General features: G+C 35.3%; 20 protein-coding genes. 2 read left to right on the forward strand and 18 right to left on the reverse strand.

Features of this window, described 5'->3' with window-relative positions:
* Positions 1–76 precede the first annotated feature (76 nt).
* The 8 genes from B5X55_RS05855 to cyoE all read right to left on the reverse strand — a co-directional run bounded on the left by B5X55_RS05855 (position 77) and on the right by cyoE (position 5,301).
* Positions 77–295: a CAMCR motif-containing small membrane protein gene (locus B5X55_RS05855; RefSeq protein ID WP_079511683.1), complete on the reverse strand. Its 219-nt coding sequence runs from the start codon at positions 293–295 to the stop codon at positions 77–79.
* Positions 288–818 (reverse strand): DUF420 domain-containing protein, encoded by a 531-nt coding sequence (locus B5X55_RS05860; RefSeq protein WP_079511684.1) that lies wholly within the window; start codon positions 816–818, stop codon positions 288–290. The genes B5X55_RS05855 and B5X55_RS05860 overlap by 8 nt, the downstream gene beginning before the upstream one ends.
* A 10-nt stretch (positions 819–828) precedes the next feature.
* The gene (locus tag B5X55_RS05865; protein WP_079511685.1) at positions 829–1,554 is read right to left on the reverse strand and encodes an SCO family protein; all 726 of its coding nucleotides are present in this window, start codon (positions 1,552–1,554) and stop codon (positions 829–831) included.
* A complete protein-coding gene (locus B5X55_RS05870) occupies positions 1,554–2,183 on the reverse strand; it encodes a hypothetical protein (RefSeq protein WP_079511686.1) in 630 nt (209 codons plus the stop codon). Before B5X55_RS05870 ends, B5X55_RS05865 begins: the two co-directional genes overlap by 1 nt.
* Before the next feature lie 123 nt (positions 2,184–2,306).
* A complete protein-coding gene (locus tag B5X55_RS05875; protein WP_079511687.1) occupies positions 2,307–2,690 on the reverse strand; it encodes a cytochrome C oxidase subunit IV family protein in 384 nt (127 codons plus the stop codon).
* Between the two features lie 54 nt (positions 2,691–2,744).
* Complete coding sequence (locus tag B5X55_RS05880; protein ID WP_079511688.1) at positions 2,745–3,719, reverse strand: cytochrome c oxidase subunit 3; 975 nt, start codon at positions 3,717–3,719, stop codon at positions 2,745–2,747.
* Positions 3,720–3,815: 96 nt separating this feature from the next.
* Positions 3,816–4,397: a cytochrome c oxidase subunit 3 gene (locus tag B5X55_RS05885; RefSeq protein WP_079511689.1), complete on the reverse strand. Its 582-nt coding sequence runs from the start codon at positions 4,395–4,397 to the stop codon at positions 3,816–3,818.
* A gap of 1 nt (position 4,398) precedes the next feature.
* Positions 4,399–5,301 carry a heme o synthase gene (cyoE, locus tag B5X55_RS05890; protein WP_079511690.1) on the reverse strand — a complete coding sequence of 301 codons (903 nt, stop codon included), beginning with the start codon at positions 5,299–5,301 and terminating at the stop codon, positions 4,399–4,401.
* Between the two features lie 112 nt (positions 5,302–5,413).
* Between cyoE and B5X55_RS05895 the strand changes: the two genes are divergently transcribed.
* Entirely contained in the window at positions 5,414–6,292 is an 879-nt protein-coding gene (locus B5X55_RS05895) for an MBL fold metallo-hydrolase (RefSeq protein WP_143814419.1), read from the forward strand.
* 73 nt (positions 6,293–6,365) lie between these two features.
* Here the strand turns inward: B5X55_RS05895 and B5X55_RS05900 are convergent, their stop codons facing one another.
* The 9 genes from B5X55_RS05900 to ruvB form a co-directional block, all read right to left on the reverse strand.
* A complete protein-coding gene (locus B5X55_RS05900) occupies positions 6,366–7,070 on the reverse strand; it encodes an energy transducer TonB (RefSeq protein WP_079511691.1) in 705 nt (234 codons plus the stop codon).
* 62 nt (positions 7,071–7,132) lie between these two features.
* On the reverse strand, positions 7,133–7,525 hold the full coding sequence (locus tag B5X55_RS05905; RefSeq protein ID WP_143814420.1) for a VanZ family protein: 393 nt from the start codon (positions 7,523–7,525) through the stop codon (positions 7,133–7,135).
* Positions 7,518–7,898: a glycine cleavage system protein GcvH gene (gene gcvH, locus B5X55_RS05910; RefSeq protein WP_079511693.1), complete on the reverse strand. Its 381-nt coding sequence runs from the start codon at positions 7,896–7,898 to the stop codon at positions 7,518–7,520. The genes B5X55_RS05905 and gcvH overlap by 8 nt, the downstream gene beginning before the upstream one ends.
* Positions 7,899–8,030: 132 nt before the next feature.
* The gene (sov, locus tag B5X55_RS05915; protein ID WP_079511694.1) at positions 8,031–15,149 is read right to left on the reverse strand and encodes a T9SS outer membrane translocon Sov/SprA; all 7,119 of its coding nucleotides are present in this window, start codon (positions 15,147–15,149) and stop codon (positions 8,031–8,033) included.
* A gap of 66 nt (positions 15,150–15,215) precedes the next feature.
* Positions 15,216–15,797: a Holliday junction branch migration protein RuvA gene (ruvA, locus tag B5X55_RS05920; protein WP_079511695.1), complete on the reverse strand. Its 582-nt coding sequence runs from the start codon at positions 15,795–15,797 to the stop codon at positions 15,216–15,218.
* A gap of 73 nt (positions 15,798–15,870) precedes the next feature.
* Positions 15,871–18,165, reverse strand: coding sequence for an NADP-dependent malic enzyme (locus B5X55_RS05925; protein ID WP_079511696.1), 2,295 nt, complete (start codon positions 18,163–18,165; stop codon positions 15,871–15,873).
* A 120-nt stretch (positions 18,166–18,285) separates the two neighbouring features.
* A complete protein-coding gene (locus B5X55_RS05930; RefSeq protein ID WP_079511697.1) occupies positions 18,286–19,605 on the reverse strand; it encodes an MFS transporter in 1,320 nt (439 codons plus the stop codon).
* Between the two features lie 167 nt (positions 19,606–19,772).
* The gene (queG, locus tag B5X55_RS05935) at positions 19,773–20,693 is read right to left on the reverse strand and encodes a tRNA epoxyqueuosine(34) reductase QueG (RefSeq protein ID WP_079511935.1); all 921 of its coding nucleotides are present in this window, start codon (positions 20,691–20,693) and stop codon (positions 19,773–19,775) included.
* Positions 20,694–20,695: 2 nt separating this feature from the next.
* A complete protein-coding gene (ruvB, locus tag B5X55_RS05940) occupies positions 20,696–21,718 on the reverse strand; it encodes a Holliday junction branch migration DNA helicase RuvB (protein ID WP_079511698.1) in 1,023 nt (340 codons plus the stop codon).
* Positions 21,719–21,848: 130 nt separating this feature from the next.
* On the opposite strand from ruvB, the gene B5X55_RS05945 reads away from it, so the two are divergent.
* A complete protein-coding gene (locus B5X55_RS05945) occupies positions 21,849–24,113 on the forward strand; it encodes an acyl-CoA dehydrogenase family protein (RefSeq protein ID WP_079511699.1) in 2,265 nt (754 codons plus the stop codon).
* On the opposite strand, the gene B5X55_RS05950 is transcribed toward B5X55_RS05945, so the two are convergent.
* The gene (locus B5X55_RS05950; RefSeq protein WP_079511700.1) at positions 24,110–24,937 is read right to left on the reverse strand and encodes a GIN domain-containing protein; all 828 of its coding nucleotides are present in this window, start codon (positions 24,935–24,937) and stop codon (positions 24,110–24,112) included. The genes B5X55_RS05945 and B5X55_RS05950 overlap by 4 nt on opposite strands.
* Positions 24,938–24,950: the final 13 nt, after the last annotated feature.

Below are 24,950 nucleotides of genomic sequence, written 5' to 3' on the forward strand. Positions count from 1 at the left end.
ACAAGTATTACACAATCATAAGACTAATCAAACGGAAGAATGTTACACTATTAAGGTGAAAATTACAAAAATTGGTTTATGTCCGCATTTTTTTATAGATAAAATAGAATAAGCCAGCGACCAAAACATAGGGTATAGCCATCAAATAAACAATACCGTTATTAATACCCTCGGCAGCTTTACCCGACGATTCACTTTCTAATACCGCTCTACACATAGCACATTGTGCATCAGCATCAAATGGCACTACTATTAGCACCGCTACAAGTATAATTATTGTCCGTTTACTACACATAATAAGGAGATATCATTAGGTAGACCACGACACCAGTAACAGCAACATACAACCAAACAGGAAAAGTGTATTTCGCCAATGCTCTATGATCTTCAAATTTCTTTAAATATGCCATTGTATACGTACGCAACACAAGAGGAATTAATGCAATGGATAATACGATATGTGTTATTAAGATGAAAAAATATAGATAACGGATAACGCCTTCACCACCAAAAGAAGTGGAATCTGAAGTCATATGATATGCAATATACATTACCAGAAACATCAAAGACAAAACAATGTTCGTTGTCATTAAATTTTGATGAAGTTTCTCATTACCATTTTTAATTGCCCATACAGCTACCAACAACAAAACAGCAGTAACGCCATTTATAGTAGCATAGATTGGAGGCAAGAATGACAATGGTTCTACATTAGGAATTTTAACCCCAAAAAGTATGGCAACTACCACAGGAATAACAATTGAAACAACTGTTATCAATCGATTAAATTTTCGTTCGTCTGACACGTTCACTTGCATATTTAAAACTTTACTCTTTTAACAACTTTTGAATATCACTTTTTAAAATACCTATCTCTTCGGTCTCGCCCTGATCATTAGCCCCTTCTTTCTCTAAAATAGCACCTCTATAGTACACAATAGGATTTCCAAATTCATCTATTCTAGACCTTAAAAAGCCATCCTTATCTACTAATGCAAACAACCCAGAATGTTCAAAACCACCTGGAACATCTGGCATTTCTGCAGCAAATATATTGAAGCCAGCATTTGCTAATTCATAAACGGCATCCTTATCACCCGTCAATAAATTCCAACCAGAGTTTTGAATTTTATATTTCTCAGCATAGGCTCTTAATACCTGTGGTGTATCAAAATCTGGAGTGATACTAAATGAAGCAATACCAAATTTTTTATTTCCTTTAAATTGTCTTTGAACATTGACAAGGTTTGTGGTCATTACAGGACATATACTAGGGCATCTCGTAAAAAAGAAATCTACCACATATACTTTACCCAAATAGTCCTTATCACTAACTAAAACACTGTCTTGATTGATGAATTCAAAAGAAGGTACTTTCCGCTTTTTACCATCTAATAAAATATACCCCAATTTCTCATTTTTAACGGATACATTAAGTCGGTCGTTTTCTACGACTGTATTTGATGATAATCTTTCCACTATTCGTGGAATAACAATTATTCCGAAAATCAGAACTATTAATGAAACCCAGACATACGTATACTTCTTATTCATTATTCAGTTCTTTCAGTTTTGTTCTTTTTTAAGGCCAGACGATATTCTGCTAAAACTATTTTTACATCATCTATCATTTTATTATTCAAATCAGCAACAGAATTCGAATTAAAACCATATTTCGTGTCTTCATCCTCATCCTTAGTCCTACCCCTAAGTTTGAAATCTTTATCAATTATAAAAACATAGGGAGTTCCCAATTTATCATCTAATTGAATATCTGTTTTGAGACTAGAATAAAGGTTCTTTATATCTTCTTGAGTAGCAAATACGAAATTCCACTTATTAATTTCTGACAAGGTTGCAAGCTCCTTTTTAATTTCATCTACTTTATCCTCAGTGCCAATTGGTACGACCATAACAAACTGAAAATCATTAAATTCATGAAATCGTTTATAAATCTTTTGGTTTAGATTAAATGCGTTTCCTTTTCTCGAATCTACATTTGTACCTAAGAAACCTAAAACGCTAATTTTATCTTTGAACCTTACTTCTTTGGAAAAATTTAATTCCTCAACATTTTCAGTAAGTACTGGCAATCTACCAAAGTTATTAACCCCTGAAGCAAAGAATAAATAGGCAACGATTGGAAGCACAAACAAGACAATAAGAACAAAGGCCTTTTTCATAAATCAAGAAAAAAAATTATCGGTCAAATTAGTTAACCTCGATTGAATTTCTATTAAAATAGAAACTATACAAAAATAAAAAAGACGGTTATAAAACCGTCTTTTAATTCTGTTAATTCTAGCTTAGAAATTCCAACTAACGAAGCCATCTTTATATACGTTGTAAATATAATCTGCTTCAACTAGTAGAATAAATACTAAATACAACACCAAGAATATTGGTGTCCAAACAATAGCTCTTCTTAAGGCAGACTTTTCGTCACGTAAGTGCATAAAGTCCCAAGCAATATAATACGCTTTAACCAAGGTAAGTATAATGAATATCCAGTTTAGCAACTTCATGCCTAATACATGAGTATCTGTTAAGGCTTCTGGCTTCATAATACCTAAAACAACTTCTACAGCTGTAATTATAGTCAAGAAAACTAATACTCCCCAGATTTTCTGTGTGTTAGATTTGAACTTTACAAGTCCTCTAAAAATTTCTAATTTATGTCCGTGTGCCATTTTACTATAATCTATTAAATAAATCTATCGCAATTCTTCAATCTTTTAGTAAGATTAAACCAAGTAGAAAAAGGTAAATACGAAAACCCATACTAAATCTACAAAGTGCCAGTACAACCCAATTTTCTCAACCATTTCATAATGTCCTCTTCGTTCATATGTACCAAGAATAACATTAAAGAATATGATGATATTAATTATCACCCCAGAAAAAACGTGAAAACCGTGAAAACCAGTTATAAAGAAGAAAAAATCTGCAAATAACCTGCTGCCGTACTCATTATGAATTAAGTTGGCACCTTCAACAACTTGTGATGCATCTGCTAATTTCGCTAATGAAGCTTGTCTATCTAAAAGGGTTTTCTCCCCTTCTTCATTAATTAATTCTGTCCTAATTAAAATATTAGGATCTGCCTTAAAGCCTTCAACAACCTCTTCTAAAGAAAAACTAGTTAATGTTGGTTCATCAAAGAACCATAGACCATTCTTTCTTTCGTGTATGACTCTTTCACCTGGTAATGAAACAGCGAAATCTGACAATGAAGCTCTTTCTCCACTATCTGCTTTTACGAATTGTAAAATTCTACCACCTTTAGTTTCTAGAGCGCCATGATCACCTTTAATAAAAGTTCCCCATTCCCATGCTTGTGAACCAACGAATATTGCACCTCCAATAATGGTAGCGAACATATACCAAATAACTGCATTTTGCTTCATTTTATGACCAGCATCAACCGCTAATACCATCGTTACCGATGACATAATCAAAATAAAGGTCATGAAAGCAACATAAATCATGGGGTAATTACCATGAAAAAATGGAACGTGGGTAAATACCTCATCGGCAATTGGCCATGTTTCTATAAATTTAAATCTTGAAAAGCCGTAAGCTGCTAAAAATCCTGAGAAAGTTAACGCATCCGACACAAGGAAAAACCACATCATTAACTTGCCGTAGCTTGCTCCTAAGGGTTGATTGCCTCCACCCCATACGCTTGTTTCCGTTCCCGTTGTCACCGTAGAATCCATATACTGATTATCGTTTTAATAAAACTTTAGCAAATTTACATTTTTTTGAACTATATAAAAGCGCAATTTGAGTCAAAACTTATTTTCAGACACTTTTTATTTAACAAAGGTCATAAATATCACCAAATAGACCCATAACAAATCTAAAAAATGCCAAAAAGTTGCCCCTAAGGTAACTCCTAAATAATTTCCTTTACTATATTTCCCTTTACTTTGGTTATATAATACGACCAATAGTGAAATCATTCCTGCTACAACGTGAACAATATGCACCATAGCTATAAGAAATACATAAGACATTTTTATACTACTTGTTGGGCCTGTAAAATAATATCCTTGCGCTACCATTTCTGAAAAACCAGAGAATTGGAGTACTATGAATACGATACCAAGCGCGAAAGTTATCCATAACCAAAGAGTACCCTTACTAGACTGCCCTTCTTTAATAGCATTTTTCGCCAACATATAACAAAAGCTACTAATGATAATAACAATAGTACTATATATAAAAAACTGGGGTAAAGCTACATCACTAGACCAATCTTCTCTTGAGCTACTGACAATGTACGCACTGGTCCAACCAGCAAACCCCATTAACAAACTTACGATACCAAACCACAGCATCATTTTTTTTGCCCTGGCATTTTTCTCTTCCTCTGTTCCTTGTGTCAAATCCATATTAACCTAAAAATTTATCTATTACATATACTATTTGCATCAGAGTTATATAACTGACGCTTGCTAGCATTAATTTTCTCGCAGAAGCATTGTCCCTTTTTGAATACAACTTAAAGGCAAAGCCCAACATCACAGCTCCCATCAAAAATACAATTACTGCCGCTATGACTGATAATTGCAATCTACCCGTAATACCAAAAACAGGTATTACCGATACTACCATCATCCAAATCGTATACATGATTATTTGAAGTACAGTAGCGGCATCTTTTTTACCAGTTGGCAACATTTTAAATCCGCCACTTCGGTAATCATCATCTAACATCCATCCTAAAGCCCAAAAATGAGGGAATTGCCAAAAAAATTGGATCATAAATAAGGTTCCTGGCTCAATACCAAAATCATCAGTAGCAGCAACCCAACCTAACATAAATGGAATTGCTCCAGGAATTGCTCCGACAAATACCGCTAATGGCGTTATAGTTTTCAACGGAGTATACACACTGGTATAAAGAAATATAGAAATAGCCCCAAACATTGCCGTTTTAGGATTCAAAAGATATAATGCCAATACACCGAGCAATGTTAAAACAATTGCCATAGTCATAGCTGACTTAACCGAAATTCTACCTGTAGGAATAGGCCTATTTTTAGTACGCTTCATTAATGCGTCTAAATCTCTTTCTATTACTTGATTGTACGCGTTACTTGCACCAACCATGCAATAACCGCCAAATGCCAAGAGCACTACTTGTAACCATTGAATTTCATAAGCACCTAAAAAATACCCAGCAATCGAAGAAAAAACGACACTAATTGCCAATCTAGCTTTGGTAATCTCCTTAAAATCAGCAAAAATTAATGCTAGTGCATTACTTTTTGTCGAACTAACGGCCGTTTTCATATTTCATTTAAATAGATCTGCAAAGATAACCCCCTAGTCATATTTCTGCAACCTTAAACCTTTATTTCTAGTATATTTGAGAGTAACTCAAATAACTTCTTATCTCTTAAAAATGAAACACTTAATATCTATTTTCACGCTAGTGACACTTATGCTTATCTCTGCAATTTCTTGGAGCCAAGAAGATAACGTCACAATTACTGTAGATACTCTTACTAATGAAGTATATATGCTTACCGGCCAAGGTGGCAATATCGGACTCTATGTAAATACCACCAATACATATATGATTGATGATCAGTTTGCACGGCTAAGTCCCAAAATAAAGCAAGCGATAGCAACCATTACCAAACAGCCTGTAACCTATTTATTTAACACACATATGCATGGAGACCACACTGGCGGCAATGCAGAATTCAATACCAATACAACAACTTTAATCGCCCAAGATAATGTTCGAAAGAGCCTAGAGCAGCGAATTACCGAAAAACCTGAGCTTAGCAAAGACATTCTACCAGAAATAAGTTTTTCTGAAGAGCTTAAACTGTATCAAGATGATGAAACTATTATGGCATTTCACGTACATAACGCTCATACCAATGGTGATGCCATGATATACTTCATGAAAAATAATGTCTTACATATGGGTGACACTTACTTTTCAGGACGCTATCCTTATATTGATTTAGATAACGGCGGAAGCGTTGATGGTTATATTAACGCACAAAAGAAGGCTTTAATGCTAATCGATGAGAACACGGTTATAATACCTGGTCACGGACGACCATCAAATAAAAAAGAACTTACCACCTACATTACCATGTTAGAAGATATTAAAAATAACACCTTAAAAGCAATAGAATCAGGAAAAACATTAGAGCAAATTAAAACGGACACTTCCATTTCTGGTACATATGACACTGATTATGGAACTGGCTTTATCAATCCTGAAAAATTGAGAAGTACATTCTACACAAGTTTAAAAAAGTAGCAATTACTATTAAAAACAAAAAAATCCCAAGCTAATAGCTTGGGATTTTTATATTATAAAATAGCTTTATAAACTATTGTAATTTAAAGTTAATTGGAATACTAAAAGGTACACGTACTGCTCTACCTCTTTGCTTACCTGGTGTCATTTTAGGTAGCTTACCAATAATCCTAGCAGCCTCAGCCTCTAAGTTTTTATCTGGACCACGCATTCTAATGTTACCGATGCTACCATCTTTTTGAATAACGAACATAACACTAACTCTGCCCTGAACACCCATTTCTTGAGCTATTTCTGGGTAACGGAAGTTTTTACCAATATGCTTTTGAATCATTGAATTGAAACAAGCTCTCTTATCGCTCTCATTTTCACAACCTGGAAAAACTGGTACATCTTCAATTACAGCGAAAGGTACATCTACATCCTCTTCAATTTCATCAACGATTACATCATCAACCTCAACAATTTCTTCTTCTTGACTAGTTTCAGTAGACTCAATTACCGTTTCTTCAACCTCTTCTTCATCTTCTACAACCTCAATAATTTCAGGTGCAGCTGGTGGCGGTGGAGGTGGTGGAGTTTTAATCTGTTCGGTCATAGGAACCTCTTCATCTAAAAGGTCATCCACATTCATAGAAATATCATAATCATTGACTTCATCATAAGTCTTCCACTCAAATGCCACATAAGTAAATAGCATTACCGCGAACAATCCGATAACAAAATAAAGACTACTGTTCTTCGTTAAATCCGCCTTAGGATTCTTTTTAGGTTCCATATATATTCAATTTAGTGATTGCTAATTTAACTAAATAATCTATAAAAATGCAATTAATATTTTCATTTTAACGATGGCTTTCGAAAAAACAAAAATCGTATGACCAACATTCCTACTATAGCTCCGATAGAATTGGCCAATACGTCTAGCGGATCACCATGTCTATTATCAGTAGCTACATGTTGTATAACCTCAATAATTATGCCGTAAACTATTGCAAATAAAACAATGTACCACAGCAACTTAAGCATGCCATTTACTTGCAACTCCTTCTTGATACTTGCCAAAAAAGCCAATAAAACCATTACAAAATAAAAGGTAAAATGAACCGCCTTATCCATATGCGGAATATCGAACCTAGAAGTATCTAAATCTGAAAAAGAAAATAAGCTGAAAAATGTTACAAACATCATCCAGCTTATGAATAGTACTTTATAAATAAGGTTTTTACCCACCTATAATCTCTTTATATGCTGCGTCACTCAATAAATCATCCAATTCACTGGCATCACTAAATTTTATTTTAACCATCCAACCTGCACCATAAGGGTCAGAATTAACATTTTCTGGTTCATCTTCAAGCGACTCGTTGAATTCAACTATTTCACCAGATAAAGGAGAAAATAGATCTGAAACTGTTTTTACAGCCTCAACAGTTCCAAAAATTGCTTCACGGTCTAAAGTTTCATCTAAGGTGTCTACTTCGACATATACAATATCACCTAGTTCACCTTGGGCAAAATCTGTAATACCAACGGTTGCAATATCACCGTCAATCTTCACCCATTCGTGGTCTTTTGTATACTTTAATTCAGCTGGTATATTCATTATAAATGTTTATTATTTTTTTACTTCGGCAAATGTATCGTTTTCCAATTAGCTTATCAAAAAATTAACCGTTGTAATAGTTTCCTTCAAATTGTTGGTAAATACAAGATTTATAGATTTAGGAACATCCTATTAATTACCGAAATTGTAGCGTATGGTAAAACCTGTATTAATCGTAGTTTGAGGAAATGCGGTCGATACAGCAAATTTCGAAAAGGAATGATCATAAAAGAACAACGCATTCAGATTCTTACTTAGTGCATAATCAGCAGTAAATTTAAGTGACATTAAATTTTGACCAGAGGTTATTTGATTGTTGTTTATATCTAGATTTCTAATAATCGTAATATTATCACGCAATGTTACGTCGGCCTTCAAATTTAAATCTCCTTTTAATCTCGTCTTATTTCCACCAATATTGGTTACGAATTTGACATCTTTAAAACGATACCCCATACCTACCGTATATTCCTTACCATTAATTTCAGTCATAAGGTTGTTATCAAAACTTAATGATAAAGCTCTATCTGTTCTAACCTCAGCCAAAATACTAATCGAGTTTTTCATCTCAAAATCTACTCTTACTAGCGGATTAAACTGATCGGTAAGCACTACGTTATTCAAAATCAAATCTGACAACAAATCGCCATTCTCAGGATCTACTTGAGGCAAACCATCATTACGTAACTGAACTTTTTCAAGATTCGTCTGGTACGAGTTAATACTATATGCAGAACGATACCCATGACTTAGTGAAAAACGTTTAAATTTCTTTTTAAACCATTTGCTCTTCATCAACCCGGTATACTTTATACTCCAGTTAGGTATTGGTATATCTCTAAAAGTATCTAAATTAACCCGACTAGCATCTTGGCCTGTATACGCAGCAAAGAACGCAGGCAATAAAACCTCTTGCTGTGTTTTGCCATATAATTGAGGAAAACCATCATCATCTAATGTACCAGCCGCTTGGCCTCTATCAGTAATTAATCTATTGGCTATTGTAATTCTATTTTCTTTAAACTGAGTAAAATTATCTGAATCGAACTCATCACTCTTACCAAATGCGGTACCAATCATCATGGTAGAAATGCTAAAACTACCATAGTTGTTACCTAATTGAACATTATATTCTTGATCTGTAACATTGAAATTTTCTTGATAACTGTCTGAAAATTGTCTGTCAGCCACCAAATCAATAGTAATATCTTTTGTTGGTTGTGCCGTAGCTGTAATATTTAACTGCTTATTTGTTCTTTGGATGAATTGTTCATTAAACTGTTCAAAACCAGTTAGCCATCCATTTCTAGCGGCTTCAAAACGAACATCTGCCTGACTACCGAAAACAAACCCAATTGTTGGCCTAGCAGTACCAATAAACCCAACAGACTGCGTATAGCCTGGAAGCACTGTACCATTATTCTCGCTATAGTTAAAGTTTAATCTTTTTACCATAGTAACTATATCAACTACAGTATTAAACATATCACTTGTCTTACCCTTAATTTTTTCTTGATCCTCTGCTGGCACTCCGGCTTTATCCCTTCTAATAGGCCCGGTAGCAGTTTCTGTTGGTGCTGCGCGCTTTTTAAGCCCTATCATATCATAGAATTTTTGCAAGGTCAATGATGATGTAATGGTATGCGTATTTGCATTCTGAACAGTATTAACATCACTACCTACCACTGCTAAAATAGCATCTCCACCTCTTTGCCAATCAAAATTACTGGTGTAGGTATATTGTGTACTTATAAAATCTAAAGCCGGTATTTTTGCAAAAGGAACTTCATAATTTAACTGCATCTGTTGCGAATGCCTGTTTGGTTCACCAATATCAAAGAAACCATCCCATAGCCCTAGTGCATTGTTAATTCTATCTACCGATTCTAATGGTTCATCTTCATTAAGGTAATTACGAACTATATTATTGTTCGATGCCGTTAGGTTTAATCGTAACGATTTCGTTAAGTTATAATTAACAGCGTACTGCCAATTAAATAGATAATTACGTTGTTGCAGTTCTGGTAATTGAATTCTGTCCTCATTCTCCTGATAAACATCTCTAAATCGTTGTGCATTAAATTGTCGATTTATATTAGAGTTTACACCAATGGTCGATGGTAATAAATTCAAGTTTAAATCTTTTAACCATTTCCAATATTTTCCAGTAAATAAAGAGTCGTTTTTAGCAAATGGCGCAACCTCCAACGGCTCAAAACTGTGGTTGTAGACAAAACCTGTATTTACCGTTTGGTCTCTTAATTGTGAAATCTCAAAATCGCGATGATCCGTTTCGTTATAACTATAGTTAAATGTAAAGTTCTCTATATCGTAAAAGTTGGCGTCAGCCTCATCGCCACGATCTTTACGAACTCCTATTAAATTGATACTCGTTCTCTTTGTATAATCTTCCGCTTGCTCTAAAACATCATCTTTTCCTTCTTGAGTATCTTCAGCAGCTATTCTATCCTCTAGTTTTAAATCATCATATACAGGGTCAAATTCAGGAGTAATTACCTGCTCTGATATGCCGTAGTTGAACGGCAACTGAATTCCCCATTTTTTAGGAAGTAGTTGGCCAACATTAACATTGGTGACAACATCATAAGATATTGCATCTTCACGAGCACGTTCATTTGGCATTTGGTCGATAGAGCCAAAACCAGAAGTACTTTTACTTCCTGTAGCGCTAATATTGGCAAAATCTGCAATATTGGCATCAATGGCAGCAATGGCAGCCCATCCGCCGTTATTATCTAATCCGGCAAGACGAAGTTCATTGAACCACACCTCACCCCTAGCAGGTAGATTATCTTGGTTCTTCACACCAACCATTATGGTACGTATACTACCTAATGAAGGGTTACCTTTTATTCCAATACGTATTCTTCCTGGTGTACGTACATCAAATTCATTTACAGGAATAACTTCCCCATTCTCCACTTCAAAAAATCGAATCTCACTTAAATCACCATCTGATATCCAAAGAGACTTTACTTTATTTAAATCACTAAGTGCAATATTCATTTGATTCGCCTCTGGCCAAATCTCACTTTCTGAAACACCCGTAAACGGAGTAAATTCTAATGGTAGTTCTATCTGATAGAAGTTTTGTGTAAAATCGGTACCCATACGCAAGAAACCAACCAAAGGTGTCGACGTATCGGCGTAATCACTATCTACAATCTTTTCAGCATGCAAGAACATTTTTAAATTCTTGTATTGACGAATATCAATATTTAAGTTTTTGAACACACCACGTGAATCGCGAGGCTCTAAATTCTCGACTAATAAAGAAAGAGATTGTTCATTTTGACGAATAATAGTATTGTTATTGTTTAATTGTTCCCTTATTACTCCTGGTGGTAACACGTAAGGTATAGGTGTTCTATTACTATTTTCTTCAATATTTACGGTATTTACATCTAAAGTCGTACCATCATCTGCCGGATTATTATCAATATCAGCATCTTGTAATGTTCTAGTATACGTTCTCCAATCTCCTCGAACCAAATCTAACGTTGCAAAACGTAAAACTGTAGGGTTATTGAAACCTGTCATGTACATTCTCATGAAGCTTATTGACCTAAAATCTGTGATTCCACCAACAGCATCACTAAAATCACTTAATGGAATTTTATACTGAATCCATCTATAATTTACATCATCTCCATTTGGAATTCTGGTGCCGCTAGCTACACCTTCTCTAATATCGGTTACATACTTATCATTGATTGATGTGTTAGGTTTAATCGCTATTCGATATTCATAATAACTATTCACCGTATTCATAGTTAAATCACGGTCGATATCTTCAACATCAGGTAACGTAGTAGAACCTCTATTTGTATTGGTGACAGCAACAGGCGAGTTACCTTCAGGACTATTGAAATCTATATATCTTTCTAAAATACTACCTTCTCTATTCAAATAATAAGCGTAATTATCCAAGGCTGGATCACTACCATCATTATTCGTGAAAACTGAACTTTCGTTAGTATCATTCAATCCATCAAAACCAATATCTTGCAAACGTCTATTAGGCTCACTGGCATCAAATGCATATACTAAAGATTGTGTTGCGGGTACTTCACCCCATGAAGTAGGAGCTATAAAATCGTTACTATCTACGCCCGGTAATCCATTTTCATATTGTTTTTTACCATCACGCAAAATATCCTCTGAAATATTACCCAAGTTTAGCACTAGTTCACCTGACCCTGATGCAATACCATCTACAAATGGATCCATTACCCAAAACTGAACGAACTCCACATTACTTTGCTCAAAATCGGTACTGCTCAACGAGCGCATCATACCACCCCATTTTTCACTAGGTGCATCAATTGCAAAGTCTGGGTTGTTATTGTAAGGTCCCTTAACTGATGGATAATACACCATATCTAAGGTAGTTTGCACCTGAGTTTGGCCTTGAGCGACATCGGTCTGTGGAAAAACCTCATCGATATATATTCTACGTGTAGGGTTTGTAGAAACGTCATCATCACTTATTTCTGCAGGTCTTTGATTGGTATAAAAGATAGGATCAATGGTATACCATGATAATTTAGCTCTGCCATAACCATTTAATAAGTTGTCTACATCAGTAGGTGAACTACCGAAAAGCTGACCTCCATTACCAAATTCTAAAGGCATACTTGATATCGACCAACCAAGCGAAGCTCTAATATCTATTAATGCTTGAGCACCTTCAAAATCATCTAAGTACGTTGTTGTTTCCCCATTGAAATCTGCATTTTTAGGTGAGCTAGGTTTCAACATGGCCATCTCAGCTCTTATAGATACATTCGATGGAACATCGGTATCGATATTCGGAAGTTTGTTTACCATGCGTGTCAACCAAGGCACTTCGGTAGAAAAATTACCGTTTAGTCCGAAAATAGTATTGTTAACTGGTTCAACCCCGTAATTGGATTTCTGTGTTAACGGGCGCTCATTCAAGTTTAACAAGGTACCACCCAGTACAAATTTTTCATTGATTTGATGCTCAACATTTACACCTGTAAATCGACGTGTTTGTTGGCCAAACACTGCATTGTTCTCTACAGAAATATTAATAGGAACATTAGAAGCCTCTAAACTAGGATCTAATATCTGTACGGTTCCTGCTTGGTAATTTACGGTATAATCAATTCCCTCTTGCAGTTGTCGACCTCCTGCAGTAACCCGTACAGAACCTCTAGGAACATTGAATGCACCAATAGGAATACCATTACTACCTTCTGATTTATAATTACCTTTTAATAAGAACTTATTTTTTTCTGGATCCTGTAATGCGGCAGCCTTCGTCAGTTCATACATGTCTCTAAAGACATATTGCTCTTGGTTAGCATTATACCCAGATGTATTATTATATTGACCACTATTACCGTTCTCTAATTGTTCATATAGAAATTGACCAAACGGCTCTACTTTCGTGAAAATAATACGACCACCTTGTACATCTATAGTCTGACCGGCTACGAAATCAAAAAAGCCATCACCCCCTGGTTGAATATCATTATAAACATTTAATCTGTCTAAATTAAAGACATTCAAAAGAATACGCTCTTCTAAGCCTTCAGGCCAACCCGAGCCGGGTCCTTCTTCAACAGGTGTAATATAGTTTCTTGGCGTAGGATCAGAATACAAAATATTCATCTTAAAATCGTCTTCGCTTAAACGAAATGCTCCTGTAGCATATATATTCTTCATCATTAAATCCCAAATAGGATCGTTGATGTTCGTTATATTACTTTTTAATAATTTTAGTATTAGCGTATTGTTTTCAATAATAGGGTTTGCACCTTGAGAAACTGTGGTAGCTTCTAACCCGCCATTCGCAAATTCACCAACCTGAAAAACTTCACCTTGAAAAGTATATTGAAAGGCGACACCCAGTACTTCGTCATTACTTAATCTTTGGTTTAAAGAAATATAGCCCAATTGGGTATTATACTCAAAATCTCTACCCTGCTCTAACTTTCTGGCATTCTCTAATAATGCATAATCAAAACCTTGATTAGGATTATACCCTCCAGAAAAACTTGCAGCATTAAAACCGCCTTCTACGGTTGCTATTTCTCTAATGTTATCATTTAATGCACCGCCATTTCCAATTAAAGCTGGATCATAATCGTTCGCATTGTTTCTTGGTCTTAAATCGCCAACTCCATTAAAGAAATTTGCACCACTACCATTATTTATTCCAACTCTAGTTTTGTCTCTATTAGCCTCACCTAAATCTTGAATCGCAACAACATTACGAACGTTCAGTGTTTGTTGACTTCTATTCGTAACCCAAACCTCTATACGTGTAATTTGCACCTGACTTTGGATATATGGATATGTTGAAAGTGCACGATCATAATTATCTCTAAAATATTGTGATAAGAAAAAGTGTCTATTCTCATCATAGTCTAATGCGGTCAATGAGAATTCATTTAAAGTTCCTCCACCTTGAGCAACAACTGTATTATTTTGCGAACGTTGTTCCGAAAACACGGCGGTAACCGAAGTTTTACCAAACTGCAATTTGGTCTTTACACCAAAAAGACTCTGCGCTCCTTGTATTAAAGAGCTATTCAATGGCATATTCACATTACCCACTTCGATAGATTGAATTATATCATCCTCTGTTGGTGTATAATCAAGCTTTACAATATTCTGAAAATCAAAAGTAGCTTCGGTATCATAATTCGCTGTTACCTGTAATCGTTCTCCAATTTTACCCAACATACTAAGACTAATACGTTGATCAAAGTCGAACGAAAGATTGGTTCTATTACGAGGTGAAAGTGACGGATTGTCGTTTTTCTGCCAAATAACACCCAAATCCATAGCTACAGAACCTTGTGGGATAATTTCTATAGTATTACCTCCAAAAATGGAAGAGAAAAAATCATTGTTGACATAAAAATTAGGGAGTAAGTTTTTACGCGCCTCTTCACTACCGGCTTTTCTACCAGAAAAAGCATCGGACTTTTCTTTAAAATAAGACTTAATCCCTTCTTTCTCTATAAGATCAAAATATTGATCAGGAGTTAGAATTATTGGATATCCTATATTAAAATCGCCAACGCTTTCATTATAGATATAACGATCAAGTTTAGGGTCGTAAATATATTTAGAAACGATACTTTCTGGATTATCAAGAAGTATACGACCAAGATTAAATCCTGTCTTTACAGAATCAATTTCCTGTTCCTCTGTTTCTTGCGCCATAACAACCGCCATGGAACCAAAAAACATACAGAATAGAAAGATATACTTAAAAGAAGTTTTAAGATTTTTAATTGCCCCGATTTTTTAAACTTATTACAAATTTTTCAGCGCGAGTTTAATAATATTCTCTACGCTTAAGGAAGAATCTTGACTAAGCACTTTATCGACAACCCGTTCTGCCTGTTTACGTGCGAAGCCTAGAACTTCTAAAGCAGATAACGCTTCATCTTTATTTGTATTGTTTGCGCTTAGTGAAAGTTCGTCTATATCATAGACTTTTAATACCTTATCTCGAAGATCTAAAATTACACGTTGGGCAGTTTTTGCTCCAATTCCTTTAATTGCTTGAATGGTGGGGACATCGCCATTAGCAATTGCATCTCTAATTTGAGACGGTGACATTGAAGAAAGCATTGTTCTGGCAATACTTGAGCCAATACCAGAAACTGATAATAATAACCTGAAAATTTCACGCTCAGATTTCTCCATGAAACCAAATAAAGTATGAGAATCTTCCTTCACTTGAAGATGGGTAAATATGGAAACGTTCTCCTGTTCTGGTAATTTAGAGAACGTATTTAATGATATATTCACAAAATAACCAACGCCACCACATTCAATTATAATATGTGTTGGATTCTTCTCTACCAGTTTACCTCTTAAGTGATGTATCATATGCCCTTAAATTAAATAGGGAAATAAAGTTAAACACTTATCTCCCTATTTCTATTTTACTTAAAATCTTAACTTATTTAGTCTCTTTTGCCTTTTTGCGTTTTTCACGCTCTTGCACATCAATCACGGCAACTGCAGCCATGTTAACGATTTCATCAACACTTGCCCCTAATTGCATGATATGCACAGATTTTCTCAAACCTACCATAATTGGACCAATTGAATCTGCTTTATTTAATTCTTTAAGCAATTTATACGTAATGTTAGCCGATTCTAAATTCGGAAAAATCAATGTGTTTACTGTTTTTCCTGCAAGTTTTGAAAACGGGAATTTACTTTGATGCAATTCCTTGTTGAGTGCAAAATCTATCTGAATTTCACCGTCAACAACTAAGTTAGGCTTATTTTCATGCAATATTCGAACTGCTTCCCTAACTTTTCTTGAATTCGGATGTGAAGAAGACCCGAAGTTAGCATAGCTTAACATCGCCAGAACTGGATCAAACCCAAAGTTAGAAGCTACATTTGCAGTCATTTGTGCAATATCTGCTAGCTCCTCAGCATTTGGATCAATATTTATAGAAGTATCTGCTAAAAACATAGGACCTCTTTCAGTAATCATAATATTTACAGTAGCCACTTTTTTCACTCCAGTTGCCCTTCCAATTACCTCCAAAATTGGTTTCACCACTGTTGGATAAGCTCTTGAATAACCCGATATCATACCATCGGCATCACCTTCTAAAACCATCATAGCACCAAAATAATTACGCTCACGCATTTTTATTTTTGCACTGTAAAAAGTAACTCCACTTCGTTTACGGCTTTCCCAATATTTAGTAGCATAACGTATATGACGCTCATCAAATTCTTCTGACATTGGATCAATGATTACCAAATCGGCATCAAACTCCAATTCCTTCTTTAATTCTAAAATAACATCTTTTCTTCCTAAAAGTACAGGTATAGCAATACCTTCTTCGTGTACAATCTGAGCTGCCTTTAAAACATCTAAATGGTCTGCCTCTGCAAATACAATTTTCTTAGCATTAGAACGAGCTCTACCGTGCAATAAACGAACAACTTTATTATCATTGCCAGAACGCATCATTAATTCTTCTCGATACTTGTCCCAGTCTTGAATAGGTGCCTTTGCTACGCCACTTTCCATTGCCGCTTTTGCAACAGCTGGGGGTATCTCATAAATTAGACGTTGATCAAAAGGTTTCGGAATAATATATTCTTTTCCAAAAGTCAACCTAGTTTCACCATATGCAATATTTACTTGCTCTGGCACAGGCTGTTTAGTTAAATTGGCTAAAGCTTTCACAGCAGCCATTTTCATATCCTCATTAATTGCGGTTGCCCTAACATCTAAAGCTCCCCTAAAAATAAATGGAAAACCTAACACATTATTCACTTGGTTTGGATGATCAGATCTTCCCGTAGCCATTATGATATCCTTACGGGTAGCAACAGCCAAATCGTAGGCGATTTCAGGATCAGGGTTTGCCATAGCAAATACAATCGGATTCTCTGCCATAGAAGTTAGCATCGCTGGTGATACCACATTCGCAATGGATAGCCCAACAAATACATCTGCATTCACCATTGCCTCATCAAGCGTATCTATTTTTCTATCTGTAGCGAACTCTTTCTTAGATTCTGAAAGATTTTTAGCGTCTTTTCGAATGACACCTTTACTGTCTAGCATGACAATATTCTCTGCCTTCGCACCAAAGGCCTTGTACAATTTCGTACATGAAACAGCAGCCGCACCAGCACCGCTGATTACAATACGGACATCCTCCATTTTCTTATTGGAGATCTCTAATGCATTAAGCAAAGCCGCTGCAGAAATAATGGCAGTTCCATGCTGGTCATCATGCATCACAGGAATGTCGAGCTCCTCTTTTAATCGACGCTCTATTTCAAATGCCTCAGGAGCTTTTATATCCTCAAGATTGATTCCTCCAAAAGTTGGGGCAATCATCTTTACAGTTTCTATAAATTTATCTACGTCCTCAGTATCCACTTCAATATCGATACCATCGATATCGGCAAAAATCTTAAATAAAAGACTTTTACCTTCCATCACAGGTTTAGAAGCCTCAGGACCTATATTACCTAGACCTAAAACAGCAGTACCGTTCGATATAATGGCTACTAAATTACCTTTAGAAGTATACTTGTAAACGTTTTCTTTATCCTTCACTATTTCCAAGCATGGTTCTGCAACACCTGGTGAATAAGCCAAAGCAAGATCTCGTTGCGTACTATAAGGTTTTGTTGGTACAATTTTTATCTTACCAGGTTGTGGTTTTGCGTGATAAATAAGCGCTTCCCTTCTTAGCTTTTCATTGCTCATGCTCTTCTATTTTAAAAAAACAAATTTAAAGGTAATCTTTATAGAAGCGTAAAAAGAAACTAGTTTTATATTAAAAATATAATACAATACCCTAAGGTAAACCGGCAAGCATTAATATAATTATAATTCCAAGGCTTCTTCCTTTTTATCTACATTCAAACGCATAGCAAAAAAGGCTGCAAGAACAAAAAAGGCACCAGCAAACAACATAGCATTAACCGCATTTCCGCCTAATAAATACTTATAAATAGGGCCGAATGTGAGTGTTTCGACACCCATAGGAATTACAATCATCATATTTAATATTCCCATATACACACCACGCCTTTCTTGCGGCACCACTTTAGAAACCATGGTGTAAGGTATACCCATCATTGCTGCCCAGCCAACACCAAAAAGAACCATTGGCACTAATACCATTATGGGGTCTTGAATAAAAGGAATAGAAAATAAAGCAATCGCGGTACCGACCAAACTTAAGGCATATACTTTTTTACCACCGTACTTTAAAGTCAAAGGCACCAAAGCTAAAGCCACAAGCATAGTCACTATATTATAAGTTAAACTCATTTGTGCGGATTGAGATGCCGCCTCGCCGGTAGAATACCCCATAGTTAGTTTAAATAATGGCGTTGTATACTGCCAATAAATAAACAAAGCATACCATTGAAAAAGATACACCGCACCAAGCTTCCACATGAATTTCGGCATTTTCTTAATCGACTCTGAAATTTCAATAAAAGGTAATGCCAATCGTTCGGCAAAAGGTTTAGCTTTTGCTTGGTTAATGTCTGCTAGTTCATCGGAAGTAGGTGGAATTTCAGGTGTTTTTAAAACAGACCACAAAATCGTAGTAATTGAAAGAATTGCTCCTATATAGAATGAGTAATACAACCAAGTAGGGATTGAACCTGCCACCTCTACAGACTCCCCACCAAATAAGTATTGAAATAAAACAATAGAACCATTTGCTAAAAGTATACCAGCTCCTACAAATAAGCTTTGCATTTGATACCCTAAGCTCAATTGTTTTTCTGGTAATTTATCTCCTACAAAAGCACGATAAGGCTCCATAGCCATGTTGTTACCTACATCTAAAATCCATAAAAGGCCTACTGCAAACCATAACACCGGACTCGTAGGAAATGCGAATAAGCACAAACTACCTAAAATTGCACCAATTAAAAAATAGGGTTTACGTCGACCCCATCGTTCTGACCATGTCTTATCTGACATTGCTCCGATTATTGGCTGAATAATCAAACCAGTTACCGGACCAGCAATATTTAGAATCGGCAGCATATCTTCAGGTGCTCCTAAGTATAAGAATATTGGATTAATTGCTGTTTGCTGAAGTCCGAAACTATATTGAATTCCTAAAAACCCGACATTCATATTAAAGATCTGCCAAAAACTAAGACTCGGTTTTTTTATTTTCATTTACGTTTATTAATCTTTAACTAGAAAAGGAATTACAGTATTCTTATTAGAACCTTGTATAATTTTAGAATTACACAATATTAACCTACAAGCAATATAATATAATTAAGTGTTAGCGCCACTTTTATAAGAAATAAAAGCTTTCGAAAACGTTTGAGTAAACTAATTTATTTTAAAAACTCGATATTTCTAGTTAGACCTGAAAACTTGGTTCGCTTTACAGCAGACTTTTTAAAGACTTTTTGAAAAACATCTTCTGTAATTTCTTCCCAATCTTTTTTTGTCATTGAGAGTAATTCAGGATTAGGGTTGAATAACGGTTCTTTATGGGGTTTTGAAAATCGATTCCAAGGGCAAACATCTTGACAAACGTCACAACCAAACATCCAGTCATCAAAACTACCTTTAACATCAATGGGCAACTCATTTTTCAATTCTATTGTGAAATAGGAAATACACTTACTACCATCCACTACATAAGGCTCAACAATTGCTTGCGTAGGGCAAGCGTCTAAACAAGCTGTACATGTACCACAATGGTCAGTCACCTTATGATCATACTCCAATTCTATATCAACGATTAGTTCCGCAATAAAATAAAAAGACCCAACTTGCTGGGTTAATAAATTGCTATTCTTACCAATCCAACCTAAGCCACTTTTGGCAGCCCATGCTTTATCTAAAACAGGTGCAGAATCTACAAAAGCACGCCCATTAACTTCGCCTATCTCTTCAGTAATAAATTCTTGAAGCTGTTTTAGTTTCGATTTAATAATATGATGGTAATCTTGACCATAAGCATATTTAGAAATTTTATAGGAATCAGCTACTTGAGTCTCATCTGGAAAATAATTTAGAAGCAGTGAAATCACAGATTTAGAGCCTTCGACCAACAAACGCGGATCTAAGCGTTTATCGAAATGGTTAGCCATATACCCCATTTCGCCATGCATATTATTTTTGAGCCATTTTTCTAATCTTGGCGCTTCTTCTTCCAAAAAATCTGATTTGGATATACCACATGATAAAAAACCGAGGCGTTTGGCTTCGGCTTTAATACTATTGGTCCATTTAGATTTTATATCAATACTCAAAATAATCCTGGTTGAATGCCGCCCTTTACACGACCGAGATGTTTATAAGCAAGCTCAGTTACTTCCCGCCCACGAGGAGTTCTCATAATAAAACCTTGTTGTATTAAAAAAGGCTCATACACTTCCTCAATGGTTTCTGAACTTTCAGATACGGCAGTCGCCAATGTTGAAATACCCACCGGTCCACCTTTAAATTTATCGATAATTGTAGTTAAAATTTTATTATCCATCTCATCTAAACCGTGAGCATCAACATTTAAAGCTTTAAGACTGAACTTTGAAATTTCCATATCGATAGATCCATTACCTTTAATTTCAGCGAAATCTCGTACTCTTCTCAATAACGCGTTACAAATTCGAGGTGTACCTCTACTTCTTCCCGCAATTTCAATTGCAGCATCTTGGGTAATAGGAACACGCAATATTTCGGCACTTCGCTCAACTATGGTAGAAAGTAATTCGGTAGAATAATATTGTAGTCTACTTTGAATACCAAACCTAGCTCGCATTGGCGCAGTCAATAATCCGGAACGCGTAGTTGCTCCTATCAACGTAAAAGGATTTAAATTTATTTGAACAGAACGGGCGTTAGGCCCAGTTTCAATCATTATATCAATTCTAAAATCCTCCATAGCAGAGTACAAATATTCCTCAACTATAGGGCTTAATCTATGTATTTCGTCAATGAACAATACATCACGTTCATCTAAATTAGTCAGTAATCCTGCTAAATCACCGGGTTTATCTAAAACTGGGCCTGAAGTAATTTTTATACCTACCCCCAACTCATTAGCTAAAATATTGGCTAAAGTTGTTTTTCCTAATCCTGGAGGACCATGAAATAAAGTATGGTCAAGAGCCTCACCCCTTCTATTGGCTGCTTCAACAAACACCTTAAGATTCTCAAGCACCTGTTCTTGACCTGTAAAATCGTCAAAATTAACCGGGCGCAATGCTCTTTCAATATCCAATTCCTCATTTGAGAAACCTTCTGAAGATGGGTCTAAATGCTCATTCATATACTCACAAAGATATACAAACACTAGATAACTTCTTTAGTAAGTGGTTTTCTAAATTCAATTTAACAAATAGACAATCAGCGCATTAATTACTTACTCGAATTAGGCATAAATATTGTAATTTCATAGTATGACAAAAGAAAATTACACTGCAGAAGTTCTTCAATATATCGCCATATTTTATATTATCTGGTCTGATGACCTGTTATCGGCATCTGAAATTAATGTCGTTGAAAATGCTATAGCTGAGGACAGCACTTTAACCCAAAGTGATAAAAAACAACTACACAAATGGTTAGATGTAAAAAACCCGCCAAAAAATCAAGTATTCAAGTCTTGGAAACAACTCATTACTAACAGCGGTGTTAAATTAGTAGAGAATGAGACCTATCCATTAGCAGCATTTAGCCAGAAAGTAGCTTCGCATTATCATAACGGTTTAGCACTGAATAACCATATCAAAAAAATAGAAGTCAATCTTGGTATTCAACCAAATCATTACAACCATTTATTCGATGTACATATCGATGTAGATAAAAACTCTGCTCAATACTCGGCAATAGAAATTGACAGAATTTTAAAGGGTAATCACGCGGAGGTGGTCGATAATTTTAGACACGTGTTGAAAGACCCTATATTCTCTTGGGAGATACGCAGAAATAAAGAAGAGTTTAGAAATCATGTTTTAAAGCAAGTAGAGTTTCTAGCAGATAAAGGTTATGGCGCTATGGCGTACTCAGAAACCTATGGAGGAAAAAACGACATGGAAGGTTACGCCACCATTTTTGAAAACATGATGTTTGTTGATGGGAGCTTGGCCATAAAATTTGGTGTTCAATTCGGACTTTTTGGGGGTAGTATTCAAAAATTAGGAACCAAAAAACATCATGATAAGTACCTTGTGGATACTGGGTCTGCTAATCTTTTAGGATGTTTTGCAATGACGGAAACAGGTCATGGATCTAACGTACGGGGAATAAAAACTACAGCAACTTACAACCATATTACAGAAACACTGGTTATTCATACTCCCGGTAAAAATGATAATAAAGAATACATCGGTAATGCTTTGCATTCTAAAATGGCTTCTGTTTTCGCCCAACTAATCGTTAACGGAAAAAATGAAGGAGTTCATGCGATTTTAGTTCCACTAAGAAATGAAGACCATGAATTACTACCAGGAATAGAAGTTGAAGATAATGGTTATAAATTAGGCCTAAATGGTGTTGATAATGGGAAAATATGGTTTAATCAGGTATCAGTGCCTAAAGAAAATTTGCTAAATAAATATGGAACAATTCTGGGTGACGGAGATTATTATTCAGAAATAAAAAATCCGAATAAAAGATTTTTCACCATGTTAGGCACTTTAGTAGGTGGTAGAATTTGCGTAGCTAGGGCTGGCCTTGGTGGTGCCAAATACGCACTAACTGTGGCTATTAAACACGCTTTAAAAAGACGCCAGTTTAATGATAGTGTCAAAATACAAGAAGATTTGTTGATGGATTATCCATCATATCAATTACGCTTGACACCATTAGTAGCAAGTGCATATGTCTACCATATCACCTTAGACAAAATGATGAAAGTATATTGTGATGAATCTCAACCGGACAAAAGGCAGGTAGAAACCCAAGTTGCCGGACTCAAATCTATTATTACATGGTATGCAAACGATACCATACAAGAATGTAGAGAGGCTTGTGGAGGTAAAGGTTATCTTTTAGAGAACCGTATTGCTGATTTAAAAGGTGATGTAGACATATTTACCACTTTTGAAGGGGATAATAATGTTTTATTACAATTAGCTGCCAAAGGCGTGCTATCTGACTTTAAAGCAGAATTTAATAGCGCTGGGTTTTCAACCGTATTGAAATTATTGAGCTCTCAAATAAGCGATAAGCTATCAAACATAAACCCACTTTACATCAACAAAACTGACAAAGACCATTTGTACAATCCGAAGTTTCATGTTCATGCTTTAGAACACAGAACACGAAGATTGACTTATACTATAGCCATGAGAATTAGAGGTTATATTAAAAAAGGAATTCCATCTTATCAAGCCTTTCTTAAAGTACAAACTCACTTAATGACACTTGGCAAAGCATATAGCGTTGAACTTGCATACAAATCGTTTATAGAGCACAATAGCACTATTATAGACCCACATCATAAAGCTCTTTTTGAAAAATTAGGAACACTCTATGCACTTTCTGAAATAAGAAAAGATGCCTCTTGGTATTTAGAGCAAGGTTATATTGGAAGCTCTAAATCAAAAGCTATACGACAACGCGTTGAAAGACTTTGTACAGAAATGAGACCACAACTCGATAGCTTAGTAGATGGTTTCGGAATACCTGACCATTGCTTAACCGCGCCGATAGCGAACTAGTTTTTTTCCTTTTCTAATCTAGAGGTATCTAAAAAGTCTGAAATTGTAATCTTCGGGTCGCCATAAAGCTTGGTTTTAGAACCGCCTTTAGAACTCAATTGAAAATTACTTAACGCTCTAATTTCAGCATCAGGCGAGTCTTCTGTAATCAAAAGAACATCGCTTGCCTCTAAATCAGACGCTTTCAATGAGCTATTACCATATAATTTGGCCATTAAGATGTCAGCAGTGCCTTCAACCTTAGCTGAAGCATTTTCATACATATATAAACTATTATTGGCACCGGTAGTATATAGTTTTACATCAATCCTATCCTTCAAAATTACATTTAGAGAATCGCTTGCCAAATTAAAATCACCAGAACTAATTTCTTCCATCGTAATATCAATAATATCAGCTGTTGCGTTTAACTCTAACCTAGAAGTACCAGATGTGTGAACCTTTAAACGATCTGTTGAAATGACATCTTTCATACTAATCTTTCCATTTAGCATTTTCACAGATCTAATTTCTTGAAAGAAAATAGTGATATCAAGCTTTCGTTTAGATGTTATATTATAGAATGATGATATTTTCAAAACACCATTATCCACTTTAAATTTAAGAACATCTAGTAGATTATCATCTAATTCTAATGCATACCCCTCTTGAGAAGACTTTTGAAGTACGATATCTAAATCATCGGTAAGTTCTATAGCAGTAAAAGGTTCTAAATCTTCCCTAACTTCTATCACATTTTTATTGCCCTTAATTTTTGGTTTACGTTGAGAAAACGCTTGAAAGGAAATAACCGAAACAATTAATAGAAGGGCGAACTTTTTCATAATCTATACTTTA

The organism is Maribacter arcticus, assembly GCF_900167935.1.
GTDB classification, from domain to species: Bacteria; Bacteroidota; Bacteroidia; order Flavobacteriales; family Flavobacteriaceae; genus Maribacter; species Maribacter arcticus.

Bases quoted from the DNA above. Each gene is read 5' to 3' on its own strand.
- B5X55_RS05855 (WP_079511683.1), bottom strand. From the start codon at position 295: ATGTGTAGTAAACGGACAATAATTATACTTGTAGCGGTGCTAATAGTA.
- B5X55_RS05860 (WP_079511684.1), bottom strand. From the start codon at position 818: ATGCAAGTGAACGTGTCAGACGAACGAAAATTTAATCGATTGATAACA.
- B5X55_RS05865 (WP_079511685.1), bottom strand. From the start codon at position 1,554: ATGAATAAGAAGTATACGTATGTCTGGGTTTCATTAATAGTTCTGATT.
- B5X55_RS05870 (WP_079511686.1), bottom strand. From the start codon at position 2,183: ATGAAAAAGGCCTTTGTTCTTATTGTCTTGTTTGTGCTTCCAATCGTT.
- B5X55_RS05875 (WP_079511687.1), bottom strand. From the start codon at position 2,690: ATGGCACACGGACATAAATTAGAAATTTTTAGAGGACTTGTAAAGTTC.
- B5X55_RS05880 (WP_079511688.1), bottom strand. From the start codon at position 3,719: ATGGATTCTACGGTGACAACGGGAACGGAAACAAGCGTATGGGGTGGA.
- B5X55_RS05885 (WP_079511689.1), bottom strand. From the start codon at position 4,397: ATGGATTTGACACAAGGAACAGAGGAAGAGAAAAATGCCAGGGCAAAA.
- cyoE (WP_079511690.1), bottom strand. From the start codon at position 5,301: ATGAAAACGGCCGTTAGTTCGACAAAAAGTAATGCACTAGCATTAATT.
- B5X55_RS05895 (WP_143814419.1), top strand. From the start codon at position 5,414: ATGAAACACTTAATATCTATTTTCACGCTAGTGACACTTATGCTTATC.
- B5X55_RS05900 (WP_079511691.1), bottom strand. From the start codon at position 7,070: ATGGAACCTAAAAAGAATCCTAAGGCGGATTTAACGAAGAACAGTAGT.
- gcvH (WP_079511693.1), bottom strand. From the start codon at position 7,898: ATGAATATACCAGCTGAATTAAAGTATACAAAAGACCACGAATGGGTG.
- sov (WP_079511694.1), bottom strand. From the start codon at position 15,149: ATGTTTTTTGGTTCCATGGCGGTTGTTATGGCGCAAGAAACAGAGGAA.
- ruvA (WP_079511695.1), bottom strand. From the start codon at position 15,797: ATGATACATCACTTAAGAGGTAAACTGGTAGAGAAGAATCCAACACAT.
- B5X55_RS05925 (WP_079511696.1), bottom strand. From the start codon at position 18,165: ATGAGCAATGAAAAGCTAAGAAGGGAAGCGCTTATTTATCACGCAAAA.
- B5X55_RS05930 (WP_079511697.1), bottom strand. From the start codon at position 19,605: ATGAAAATAAAAAAACCGAGTCTTAGTTTTTGGCAGATCTTTAATATG.
- ruvB (WP_079511698.1), bottom strand. From the start codon at position 21,718: ATGAATGAGCATTTAGACCCATCTTCAGAAGGTTTCTCAAATGAGGAA.
- B5X55_RS05945 (WP_079511699.1), top strand. From the start codon at position 21,849: ATGACAAAAGAAAATTACACTGCAGAAGTTCTTCAATATATCGCCATA.
- B5X55_RS05950 (WP_079511700.1), bottom strand. From the start codon at position 24,937: ATGAAAAAGTTCGCCCTTCTATTAATTGTTTCGGTTATTTCCTTTCAA.